Below are 12960 nucleotides of genomic sequence, written 5' to 3' on the forward strand. Positions count from 1 at the left end.
TGATAACTTAATCGAACTGTTTGATCTTTAAACTCTTTACTGTAAATACGTTTTTTCATGTTTCTAAGATATTTGTTTTGTAACAAACGGTCTTAAATTTTGTGTCCGAGTAAAGGTAACAACTCCACTTTCTTTTATAGTTCCTTTTTTAAACAAATATTTTTTATCGAACATTTTAGAATTTTCAAAAAAAGTAACATTAAAAGCATTAGAAAGTTTTATAACATCTTCTTGAAGCAATTCAACTTTAGCAAAAGAATTTGCAGGCAAATTGTCAATTTTATGGCGAAAAAGAGAAGTTTCAATACCTTTTTCTTCATCAAAACCTTTAGAAACTATTATAACCATTTCCAGCTCAACATCTTTATTGTTAATAATATAAGCATTCCAATCTTCACATTGAAATTCTTCATTATATTCTTTTACAACAGCCATGTAAACATTAGAAACCTCAGGTATTTGAATATCTTTTTTCATTGTTCCATTCTTCATCCTTCCCAAAGGGAAAGAAACTTATAATTATTTTTACACGTATTTTTAATTTTCCCTTAAGGGATTCGGGGGCTTACAACACCGATTTAAATTGTTCTAAAAAGCGAACATCATTTTCGTAAAACATTCTAATATCAGGTATTTGGTATAGTAACATTGCAATACGCTCAATTCCCATTCCAAAAGCATAACCGGAATATATTTCAGGGTCTATATTGGCGTTTTTAAGTACGTTTGGATCTACCATACCGCATCCCATAATTTCTAACCAGCCAGTTCCTTTAGTTATTTTATAATCGGTTTCAGTTTCTAATCCCCAATAAATATCTACTTCAGCACTTGGCTCTGTAAAAGGGAAATAAGACGGGCGTAAACGTATTTTAGATTTGCCAAACATTTCTTTTGTAAAATAAAGCAATGTTTGTTTTAAATCGGCAAAAGAAACATCAGTATCAATATACAAACCTTCAACTTGATGAAAGATACAATGTGCGCGAGCCGAAATATCTTCATTTCTAAATACACGACCCGGAGAAATGGTTCTAATAGGTGGTTTATGACTTTCCATATAACGCACTTGAACCGATGAAGTATGCGTACGCAATAAAATATCAGGATTTGTTTCAATAAAAAAAGTATCCTGCATATCTCTTGCCGGATGATATTCAGGTAAATTTAAAGCGGTAAAATTATGCCAGTCATCTTCAATTTCAGGACCTTCGGAAACTGTAAAGCCAACTCTTGAAAAAACATCGATAATTTTATTTCTAACTATTGAAATAGGGTGACGAGAGCCTAATTCAACAGGTTCTGCAGGTCTTGTTAAATCTCCATACAATCCTTTTTGCTCATTTTCATTTTCTATAGCTTCCTTTAGTTCATTAACTTTTTCCTGAGCAATATTTTTTAAAGTATTTAATGCTTGTCCAAATTCTTTTCTTTCAGCAGGAGCAACATTTTTAAATTCAACAAATAAATCGTTAAGAATTCCTTTTTTACCTAAAAATTTAATTCTAAAAGTTTCAATATCCTCTTTAACAGTAGCATTGAAAGCTGTTACTTCTCCAATCAGTTCTTTTACTTTATCTAACATTTTACTTTAAAATTAGGATGCAAATTTACATAAATTTATTTTTATAAACCGGAATGTAAATTTAATAACATTCGTCTAAATTTTTTACAATCCCAGTATTTATAAAGCCTAAATGAAGCTATTTTAAAATAAATTTACGAAAACGTTTTAGTGTGTAAAATATATTACATAAATAAAACACTATATTTTGATTATAGTTTAAAATAATGAGTATATTTGTATTATAAATTAACATATAATTAAAATTACTAGCTATATATTATGAAATCAAAAATAAAAAAGTTTATTGATTTAGTAAAAGAACGCAATCAATTTGAACCTGAATTTTTACAAGCTGTTGAAGAAGTTGCGGAAACTGTAATTCCATATATCGCTAGTCAAAAAATATATAATGGTAAAAATATTTTACTGAGAATGGTTGAACCGGAGCGTGTAATAATGTTTCGTGTTCCATGGATTGATGATAAAGGTGAAATAGTTGTTAATAGGGGCTACCGTATTGAAATGAACTCTGCCATTGGACCCTATAAAGGTGGTTTACGATTTCACCCAACAGTTAATTTAAGTATTCTCAAATTTTTAGCTTTTGAGCAAGTATTTAAAAATGCATTAACAACGTTGCCAATGGGTGGCGGTAAAGGTGGTTCAGATTTTGATCCTAAAGGAAAGTCGGACGGTGAAATTATGCGTTTTTGTCAAAGTTTTATGAGTGAACTATTCCGTCATATAGGTCCAAATACCGATGTTCCTGCGGGTGATGTTGGCGTTGGAGGTAGAGAAATTGGTTATTTATTCGGAATGTATAAAAAATTGCGTAATGAATTTACTGGAGTTTTAACTGGAAAAGGAATGTCTTGGGGAGGTTCGTTAATTCGCCCTGAAGCTACAGGATATGGTACTGTTTATTTTGCTCAAAATATGTTAGAAACCAGAGGAGATTCTATTGAAGGTAAAACAGTAACGGTTTCAGGTTCAGGAAATGTTGCACAATATGCCTGCGAAAAAGCAACTCAGTTAGGTGCTAAAGTTGTTACATTATCAGATTCATCAGGATTTATTTATGACGAAGAAGGAATTAATGCCGATAAATTAGCCTATGTAATGGAGCTTAAAAATGAAAAAAGAGGCAGAATTAACGAATATGTTAAAAAATATCCAAAAGCAAAATTCTTTAAAGATGAAAAACCTTGGGGTATAAAATGCGATGTAGCTTTGCCTTGTGCTATCCAAAATGAAATTAACAGTGATGATGCTAAAACACTTTTAGATAATGGATGCTATGTTGTTAGTGAAGGAGCTAATATGCCTTCTACAATTGATGCGGCACACACATTTTTAGCAGCAAAAATTTTATATGCGCCGGGTAAGGCTGCTAATGCCGGTGGTGTGGCAACATCGGGTTTAGAAATGAGCCAAAACTCTTTACGTATTACTTGGACCAGAGAAGAAGTAGATGAAAAACTTAAAAATATCATGTCTGATATTCATGCATCTTGTATAAAATATGGTAAAAGAGATGATGGATATATAGATTATGTAACAGGAGCAAACATTTCCGGATTTGTTAAGGTTGCTGATGCAATGTTAGCACAAGGAGTTGTTTAATTTTGAATATATTTACACTAATTACGGGTTGTTTAAGTACAACCCTTTTTTATCTGTTTAAAGTTACTTGATATTAAAGTAAAATAATATCTTGCAATATAGAAGCAAGCTAGGTTAAAATGAGAAAAAAGGTACTTCCGGATTTAAAAACGTATGAATTTGAAGAGGTTGCATTTAACCAATTAATGCAAAATCGAATCAATAAAGTTCTTATAGTTTGTTCTAACTACGATTTTTATATGTTAGAAGAAGATGGTAGAATTGACGAGCGTATTTTTAACGAATATACATCGTTAAACTTAAGATATCCTCCTAGTTTTTTACATGCTAATTCTGCCAAAAGAGCTATTAAAACGTTAAGTACAGATAAAATTGATTTGGTAATTACTTGGCTTGATATTGATAATTACAAAGCTTTTGAAACTTCAAAACAAATAAAAGAGGCATTTCCAAATGTTCCTATTGCAGCGTTAAGTCATTATTCATCACAATTAAGAAGTAAATTAGAAAAGGAAAATCCCGGAGTTATAGATTTTGTTTTTCATTGGAATGGTAATGTTGATATTTTTTTAGCAATTATTAAGTTGACGGAAGATAGAATGAATGCTGAAAAAGATATTAATGAAATTGGCGTTAAAGCCATACTTTTGGTGGAAGATTCATTAAGATTTTACTCAAGATATTTACCAATCATCTACAAAATTTTACTGAAACAGGTAGATTCTTTTATGTCGGAAGGTTTAAATGAACACCGTAGAATGATGTTAATGAGAGGTAGGCCAAAAATATTGTTAGCTACACAATATGAAGAAGGTTTGACATTATTTCAAAAATATAAACACAACCTTTTAGGCGTTATATCGGATGTTTCATATTTTAAAGATGGTAAACGAGATTCTAAAGCAGGTTTTCAATTTTTAAAATATGTAAGAAGTATTGATAGGTATTTTCCATTTTTAATTCAATCTTCAGACAGCAATAACGAAAAATATGCTTTAGAACTAAAAGGGAAATTTTTATACAAACATTCATCTACCTTAGAGCAAGAAATTAAAAATTACATCAACAAGTATTTTTCATTTGGAGATTTTGAATTTTGGGATCCGGTTCAAATGAAAGTACTGAAAACAGCAAAAAATCTTAGTGAATTTCAAAAAGCTTTAAGTTCTGTTACCGATGAAGCTATTACATATCATGCCAAAAGAAGTGAATACTCAAAGTGGTTACGATCGCGTGCACTTTTCCCTTTAGGAGACTTGTTTAGCAATGTTGAGTATGAAGATTTTGAAGATGTAAAACAAATCAGAGTATTTTTAATAAATGCAATTAAAGCCTATCGTGTTTTTAAAGCAAGAGGAATAATTTCAAAATTTGATAAAAATAAATACGATGAATATTTAGGTTTTTCACGAATAGGTGATGGCTCTTTAGGAGGAAAAGGTAGAGGTTTAGCTTTTATTGATTCATTTTTAAAAAGACATAAATTATTTAAAAAATATGATGATGTAAACATATCTATTCCGCGTACAGTTGTGCTAAGTACCGAAGTTTTTGATGAGTTTATTGAAACATACGATTTGATCACTTTTGTTGCTGAAACTGATAACGATGATGAAATTTTAAACAAATTTATTTCAAACCCTTTACCAAAATGGGTTTTAGAAGATATTCAGGCTTTTTTAAATATTGCTAAAACACCTATAGCTGTTCGATCTTCAAGTACATTAGAAGATTCACATTACCAACCGTTTGCAGGAATTTTTGCAACCTATATGCTTCCAAATACCGGAAAAGAAAAAATGTTAGAAATGGTTAGTACAGCAATAAAATCTGTTTTTGCTTCAGCATTTTTTAAAAATAGTAAAGCATATTTAAAAGCAACATCACATTCTATTGAAGAAAGTAAAATGGCTGTAATTTTACAAGAGGTTGTTGGAAAACAATATGATAATCTTTTTTATCCAAACATATCAGGAGTTGCACGTTCAATTAATTTTTATCCTTTAGGAAATGAGCAGCCTAGTGAAGGAATTGCCAATATTGCTTTAGGTTTGGGAGAAATTATTGTTGGAGGAGGTAAAACACTTAGATTTTCTCCTTATCATCCAAAAAAAGTATTACAACTATCATCTCCAAGTTCAACTTTAAGAGAAACGCAACAATATTTTTATGGGTTAGATATGAATCCGGATAGCTACAAAGCTTCTACAAGTGAGTCAATCAATAAAAAAAAGATAGTAATTAGAAGTGCTAAAGATCATCAAAAAGCATTAAAATTTGTAGCCTCAACATACGATTTGCAAAATAATGTTATAAAACCGGGTGTTTTACACGAAGGCATTCGTGTAGTAACATTTGATAATATTTTAAAATATAACACTTTCCCTCTACCTGAGATTTTGCAAGATTTGTTACGTATTGGTCAACGAGAAATGAGAAACCCAATTGAAATGGAGTTCGCAATAAATTTAGATGTACCAAAAGATAAACCAAGAGAATTCAGTTTTTTGCAAATTAGGCCAATAGTTGAAAGTAAGGAAATGGTAAGCGATTTGCCTGAAGATTTTAAACTTTCAGATAGTATAATATACTCAGAATCGGCTTTAGGAAATGGAAAATATGAGCATATTCACGATTTAGTATATGTGAAGCCTGAAACATTTAATTCTGCAAATACAAGACAAATTGCAACTGCGGTAGAAGAGTTAAACAGAAAATTTATAGAGCAAAACAAACACTATATTTTAGTGGGTCCGGGACGATGGGGTTCTAGCGATCCTTGGTTGGGTATACCGGTAATTTGGCCACAAATATCTTCAGCAAAGGTAATTGTTGAAGCAGGACTTAATAATTTCAGGATAGATCCAAGTCAGGGAACTCATTTCTTTCAAAATTTAACATCGTTTAAAGTAGGTTATTTAACCATAAATCCTTTTATAAATGAAGGTTATTTTGATTTAGAATATTTGAACAATCATAAAGCGGTATATGAAAATACCTATTTACGACATATAAGATTTAAAACATCTTTAACAGTAATTATTGAAGGAAAAAGTAATAAAGCAGCAATTTTTAAAGAAGGCTTTAAACAATTAAATGGTATGGAGCAATTAGAAGATTTAATTGATGAATTACCTCCCGAAGGCTTTATGTAAAACAATAGCAACTATTAAATATTTATAACATAAGAATAACAATAGTTGAATTTAATATGATTAATTTTAATAATAGATTTTATTTACGTTAAAACAGTAATATTATGAAAGTGCAAGGTATATTAACAAACCTAGAAACCAAACATCCTGGTGAAAAAGAATATTTACAGGCTGTTCATGAAGTGTTGGAATCAATTGAAACAATTTACAATGAGAATCCACAATACGAAGCTGCTAAAATTATTGAACGTTTAGTTGAGCCGGATCGAATTTTAACATTTAGAGTTTCTTGGATGGACGATGCCGGAAATGTACATGTTAATTTAGGGTACAGAGTTCAGTTTAACAACGCAATTGGCCCATACAAAGGTGGTATTCGCTTACACCCTAGTGTAAATTTGAGCATCCTTAAATTTTTAGGTTTTGAACAAATTTTCAAAAATGCCTTAACTACATTACCTATGGGAGGCGGTAAAGGAGGTTCAGATTTTAACCCAAAAGGTAAGTCTGATGCCGAAATTATGCGTTTTTGCCAAGCTTTTATGTTAGAATTATGGAGGATTATTGGACCAAGTGCCGATGTTCCTGCCGGTGATATTGGAACCGGAGGTAGAGAAATTGGATTTTTATACGGTATGTATAAAAAACTACAACACGAAAATTCAGGAGTTTTAACAGGTAAGGGTTTAAATTGGGGAGGAAGTCTTATTAGACCGGAAGCAACCGGATTTGGAGCAACCTATTTTACCAAAGAAATGTTAAAACTTGATGGAGATACTTTTAAAGATAAAGTAGTTTGTCTTTCAGGATTTGGAAACGTAACTTGGGGTGTTGCCCTAAAAGTTATTGAACTTGGAGGTAAAGTAATTACCATTTCGGGACCGGACGGATATGTACTTGATGAAAAAGGCTTAGACGCTGAAAAAATAAATTATTTATTAGCTCTAAGAGCTTCAAATAACGATATAGTTTCTCCTTATGTTGAAGTATTTCCTGAAGCTAAATTTATTCCGGGTAAAAAACCTTGGGAAGTACCTTGTGATATTGCAATGCCTTCAGCAATTCAAAATGAATTAGATGGAATTGATGCCGAAAATTTAATTAAAAATGGAGTTAAATATGTTGTAGAAGTTTCAAATATGGGCTGTACACCTGAAGCTATTTATGCTTTTCATAATGGAAAAATACCATTTGCTCCGGGTAAAGCTGCTAACGCCGGTGGAGTAGCTGTTTCCGGTTTAGAAATGTCGCAAAATGCCATGAAATTAAACTGGACAAAAGAAGAAGTTGATGCTAAATTACATCAAATTATGTCGTCAATACATGAGGCTTGTTTAAAATACGGAACAGAAGATGACGGCTATATTAACTACGTTAAAGGCGCTAATATTGCAGGTTTTATAAAAGTAGCCGATGCTATGTTAGACCAAGGAGTTATTTAATTTTAGTGATTTATGTTATAAAAAAGTTTCTAAAAGTTTAATTCTGAACGGTATACTGAGCGTAGCCGAAGTGTTGGTTCAGAATTTCATCATATTTATTCTCAATTATTATGAGAACCCTTATTTCGATTCCGCTCAATAACCGGTTGCTGAGCGGAGTCGAAGCATAGGTTGTCGAATGGTTTGCTTTTAAACAACCTTTTTATTTTATAAATACTTTTTTAAAACAGCTTCTTTTTGTTGAGGAATTTCTGCTATTTCTTTTTCAATAACACTTATTTTTTTTTCTATTGTTGAAATTTCTGAAACTATTTTTTGTTGTTCTGAAAGTGGTGGAAGTGGAATTTTAAAATCTTCTAATTGTTGTTTCGTTATTGCTTCTCTTGAAGTTGCTCCATTACCAATTTCTAATAATTGAGATTTGTATTTATTTGAAACTAAAATATTTTGGACATATTGCGGCAATGCTTTATCTGTAACTCTAATAATAGAAACGTGTTGATTAACTCTTGCAGGTAAATATTTATCTTCTACAATACAACACCTTGCAATTGAAGCACCTGTAATATTAAAAAGGATATCGTTCTTTTCAACAGTTACATTATTTAATTTTCGTGCTTGTTCCTCATCAATAAAAGCTAATCCTTTGTTATTAAACTGATTATCATATATATTTTGACTTCTAATTAATGAAATTCCACTTGTTTTATATGAGCTTTCTCCACCTCTAGGTGTTGCTCCGCTTCCTATTTTTGAAGTAATATTAGATAATGATACTAAATTACCTGTAACTTTTAAAATAGCGTTTTTTATCTTCTCTTTAAGTGTTTCAATATCCTCTTTTGCTTTTATTTCTTTTGCTTCTAAAACTTCAATTTCAGCAACTATTTTTTGTTGTATGTTTAATGATGGAATTGGAATTTTTATGTTTGATAAATCATCACTATAAACATGGGGCTGCGCTTGACCTCTTTGTAATTGGTAGATTTCAGTTTGTATTGATTTTAAAAATAAATAAATCAATTTTGTAGAAATTAAATTTTCATTGTTTGAGATAATTGTATTACAATCTGACGCAAAAATTGGTGTTTCAAAATAGTTAACGAAACCTGCATAAGCCCCAGATGCACTAACTGTCACAACATTTTTATCACGATTATATTCGTTATGAAAATAAGCAGGTTCCTTTCCTCCTGCAATTACAGGAATTTTTCCTTTTAAGGTTTTATTTTTTGTAATTGATGTTCCTTTTTTAATATCTGAAACAAGACCTAGATATTCTAATTTATCAGTTCCCCAAACTAATTCATATTTAATTTTTTTTTTAACAGAAAGTGAAATGTTTTTTTCAAAATCAACTCGGTCAAAAGTTAACATATCAACCAAATTATGGCGAGAAACGTTGTTTTGCATTGTTTCATCAACAGTACTTTCAAAATCTCCTTGAAATGCTTTATAAATATAGGTACTTGCCTTTGTTTTATCATCAAATTTATCAGGATGAAACAATTGGGTGCAATCTTCAATGTTTTTGCCTCGTTGTATTGGGTGTATGCCTTCACTACCTCTACGGTTACTAAACTCGTATCCTAAAAATCGTTTTTCAGCATTTTTTTCGCCACTTTTTATCAATACCACTTTTTGTGGGTAAGTAATAATAAAATAATACAATTTATCAGCTTCTTTTTCTAAAAGAAGAGTCCAAAATTCTTTATCGTTTTTAGCTTTTAGTTTCTTTTTATATTCTATATAAATTTCGTGTTCAGTAATAATTTTATTTGGTTTTTTTTGTAATAAAGTTATATAATCATCAAAAGAGAATTTCTCTCTTCCTTTGGAGGAGTTGGAGGTAGCTTCCCAAACGTGATTTATATATTTTGTTACAGGTTTTTCTATACCGTTTATTGTAACATCTTGTAAGGCTGCGAAAAATTTTTCTACGGCAATTTTAATATTTAAACTTTCGTAATTATTGCGTCTTCTTAAAAATAGCGTTACTGTGTTGGTTCCTGTTGCCATAAAAGTATTACTGCCCAATTCTGTAATACCAACAATATCAAAATATTGTAAAATAATTTCACGAGACTTTGTGTAAATTCCCGTATTACTTAAAATAGAACTTGGTAAAATTATACCTGCAACACCTCCATCTTTTAATAATTGTTTGGTTCGTTCTATAAACAAACATTCAATTTCACTACTGTTATCAGTTAGTTTATTATACAATTCAAAATCTTCATCTTTATAAAAAGTGCGTGCTGCGTTTTTAAAAGCAGAAACAGAATATGGCGGATTTGAGACTATAATATCAAACTGTTTATTATCTTTTGGAAAATCTTTATCTGTATGTAACAGCTTCCCTTTATAATCTGGATGATTAAAACGCGCCAATCCATCACTATGAATTACATTAGCCAGTCCATCACCATGTAAATAGCAACCTACTTTACCAACTTTTACCAGTCGATAATCTTTTTCAATTCCGTATATATATTGAATTGCCCAAGCAAAATGATCATTTTGCCAATAACTAATTTTTTTGGCTACACTCGGGTTGTATTTTGTACTGTCTTTTTGTTTAATTAACCGTTGCATTTCATGCATGGTTTCGGTCAAAAAGTGTCCGCTACCTGCTGCATAATCCATTACATAAGGTAATAAAGTATCATTATCTATTTTTGCTGTTGCCAATTTGTTTTCTAAAATGGTGTCAATTGGTAAACTTTTAATTACAAATTGCGCTATTGGCACAGGTGTAAAAAATTGTCCGGATTCTTGTTTTAAACCTGTAGTTAATAATAACTCAAAAAAATCGGATAGATATTGTTGTTTTTTGGTGTAGCGGAGCTTGTATTTTTGCAATAATTCAACAATTTCTTTTACTACGACTGCATTTTCATTAAAAGACTGTTCATCATATACATCTTTAATCGCAAACTCATTATTTTTTTCTAATCTAATTTTATGAAATTCATCTAAAATTGGTTTACGTTGATCTTCAGTTAAATAATTAAATTTATTATTAAATTCTGTTTCAGAAAAATCGGTAACTACTTTTTCTAAAAACTCATGCATTCCTTCTTTATATAAATCAGTTAATCGTAGCTGAAAACTTCTGTGGTCATCAATTCCTTCCAACCATTGAAAACCTAATTCGTTGTTAGTTCCTTCGTTGATTTTTTCATCATAAATTTTACAAAGAAATAATGTAAAAATTCTATTAAATGCATTTCCTTTATCTGAAACAACGTTGTGACGTAAAATTTCTAAAAAACGATTAAAAATAAAACTGCTGTCCTCTTGTTTTATTTCAATTAACTCATTTATTGTTAGAGCTTTGCTTTCAAAATTATACGATTTTACCCATTCTTCAAAAACACCATTATCTTTAGTTAGTTTATTCCATTTTTCATAAAAATCTTTTACATCTCCGGTTCTATATTCTTCTTCAATTTTTACAATTTCGTTTTTATAAACAATTTCATTTTCATTTAATTCAGATGCATAAAGCATAATAATATCTGCCTTATTACTAAATTTAAAGTAGGTAAAAAGTTGACCACCATCTTTATTTAAACGATTTAAAGCTTTATCAAATTCTTTACTGTATGTTTTACATTCTATTAAAAGGTATTCAGAACCATCTTCTCGAGTTACACAAATGTCTAATCTTCCTGAAAATCCGTGCCCTGCCGGATATACTTTTTCTAATGAAATATTTTCGGGTTTATATCCTTTTTCAAGTAACCTGTTTACACATTCTAAAACAACCCAATCTTCCTGTTTTGTAATATTTTGAATGTCTTTTTCTCCTATTTTTATTTTTCCGCCAAAATAGAAAGTTTGGTTTTTAAAATCTATTTCAATAGTATAATTATCAGCATATTTTTTTATAAAAATATCTGAAGTATTTTCTTTTGGCTGAAAATTAAGTTTTTGTATGAGTTTTTTTTGATTCAAAGCAGGGTTTTTCAGGTTATTACAAAATTAATAAAAAAGTAAACAAAAAAACGACAATCATTTTGAGTTATCAAAAAAATAATGAACATTACTTTTGTATTTTTGAGTAGTGAGCACTGAACCTAAATACCGCAAAATTATTCATGTGGATATGGATGCTTTTTACGCTTCTGTAGAGCAATTGGATAACCCTGATTTAAAAGGAAAACCAATTGCTGTTGGTGGAGGTAGTGAGCGAGGTGTGGTTTCGGCAGCCAGTTACGAAGCTCGTAAATTTGGTGTTAGAAGTGCCATGAGTGGTGTTACAGCTAAAAAATTGTGTCCTCATTTAATATTTGTAAAACCAAGGTTTGGAAGATATAAAGAAATTTCAAATAAAATACGCACTATTTTTTATGATTATACCGATTTGGTGGAACCTTTATCGTTAGATGAAGCTTATTTGGATGTTACCGAAAATAAAAAGGGTAATCCATCAGCAACATTAATAGCTCAAGAGATTAGGCAACGCATTTTTGATGAACTTAACTTACATGCTTCCGCAGGAATTTCAGTAAATAAATTTGTCGCAAAAATTGCTTCTGATATTAACAAACCAAACGGACAAAAAACCATTCCGCCGGAAGAGGTAATCCCTTTTTTAGAAGAATTACCTATTGAAAAATTTTATGGTATAGGTAAAGTTACGGCAGCTAAAATGTATAATTTGGGCATTTTTAAAGGGAAAGATTTGAAAGAAAAAAGTGAAGAATTTTTAACGCAACATTTTAAAAGTTCAGGAAGTCACTATTATCATATTGTTCGAGGGATACATAACAGCAAAGTGAAACCTAACAGACTTCGAAAATCAGTTGCAGCAGAGCATACTTTTTTTCAAAATTTAACTTCTGAAATATTTATGCTCGAAAAATTAGAAAAAATTTCAGAAGAACTGGAACAGCGCTTAATACATTCAAAAGTATCGGGAAAAACAATCACCTTAAAAATAAAATACAGCGACTTTAAATTGCAAACACGCAGTAAAACTTTACCGTATTTTGTAAAAGAAAAGGCTATATTATTCGAAACAGTAAAAGAATTACTTTTTCAAGAAAAAGTATTGAACTCTGTCCGTTTATTAGGCATTTCAGTTACCAATTTAAATATACACTCTAAAAAAATTGAAAAAGTAATTGATGTTCAGTTAAAGTTTGAATTTTAATTTTGTGATTCC

7 protein-coding genes are annotated in these 12960 nt (G+C 30.4%); 4 read left to right on the forward strand and 3 right to left on the reverse strand.

All coding sequences use genetic code 11. The features are described from left to right. Positions 1-63: 63 nt before the first annotated feature. Entirely contained in the window at positions 64-477 is a 414-nt protein-coding gene (locus HGB55_RS03220) for a hypothetical protein (protein WP_168814608.1), read from the reverse strand. An 88-nt stretch (positions 478-565) separates the two neighbouring features. Beyond that, positions 566-1585, reverse strand: a complete 1020-nt coding sequence (gene pheS / locus HGB55_RS03225) for a phenylalanine--tRNA ligase subunit alpha (RefSeq protein ID WP_168814610.1) — start codon at positions 1583-1585, stop codon at positions 566-568. Between the two features lie 261 nt (positions 1586-1846). On the opposite strand from pheS, the gene gdhA (HGB55_RS03230) reads away from it, so the two are divergent. From gdhA (HGB55_RS03230) to gdhA (HGB55_RS03240), 3 genes are all read left to right on the forward strand, one after another. Beyond that, positions 1847-3190: an NADP-specific glutamate dehydrogenase gene (gene gdhA, locus HGB55_RS03230; protein WP_168814612.1), complete on the forward strand. Its 1344-nt coding sequence runs from the start codon at positions 1847-1849 to the stop codon at positions 3188-3190. A 119-nt stretch (positions 3191-3309) separates the two neighbouring features. Further along, positions 3310-6345, forward strand: coding sequence for a PEP/pyruvate-binding domain-containing protein (locus tag HGB55_RS03235; protein ID WP_168814614.1), 3036 nt, complete (start codon positions 3310-3312; stop codon positions 6343-6345). Positions 6346-6449: 104 nt separating this feature from the next. Then, positions 6450-7787, forward strand: coding sequence for an NADP-specific glutamate dehydrogenase (gene gdhA, locus HGB55_RS03240; protein WP_168814616.1), 1338 nt, complete (start codon positions 6450-6452; stop codon positions 7785-7787). Positions 7788-7994: 207 nt separating this feature from the next. On the opposite strand, the gene HGB55_RS03245 is transcribed toward gdhA (HGB55_RS03240), so the two are convergent. Continuing rightward, a complete protein-coding gene (locus HGB55_RS03245) occupies positions 7995-11747 on the reverse strand; it encodes a restriction endonuclease subunit S (RefSeq protein WP_168814617.1) in 3753 nt (1250 codons plus the stop codon). A 109-nt stretch (positions 11748-11856) separates the two neighbouring features. Between HGB55_RS03245 and dinB the strand changes: the two genes are divergently transcribed. Continuing rightward, positions 11857-12948, forward strand: coding sequence for a DNA polymerase IV (gene dinB / locus HGB55_RS03250; RefSeq protein WP_168814628.1), 1092 nt, complete (start codon positions 11857-11859; stop codon positions 12946-12948). Positions 12949-12960 lie beyond the last annotated feature (12 nt).

It is taken from the genome of Lutibacter sp. B1 (genome assembly GCF_012524075.1).
Lineage (GTDB): Bacteria > Bacteroidota > Bacteroidia > Flavobacteriales > Flavobacteriaceae > Lutibacter.

What these genes read in the sequence shown, in the direction of transcription:
- HGB55_RS03235 (WP_168814614.1), top strand. Translation starts at nt 3,310, where the DNA reads ATGAGAAAAAAGGTACTTCCGGATTTAAAAACGTATGAATTTGAAGAG.
- gdhA (WP_168814612.1), top strand. Translation starts at nt 1,847, where the DNA reads ATGAAATCAAAAATAAAAAAGTTTATTGATTTAGTAAAAGAACGCAAT.
- pheS (WP_168814610.1), bottom strand. Translation starts at nt 1,585, where the DNA reads ATGTTAGATAAAGTAAAAGAACTGATTGGAGAAGTAACAGCTTTCAAT.
- gdhA (WP_168814616.1), top strand. Translation starts at nt 6,450, where the DNA reads ATGAAAGTGCAAGGTATATTAACAAACCTAGAAACCAAACATCCTGGT.
- HGB55_RS03220 (WP_168814608.1), bottom strand. Translation starts at nt 477, where the DNA reads ATGAAAAAAGATATTCAAATACCTGAGGTTTCTAATGTTTACATGGCT.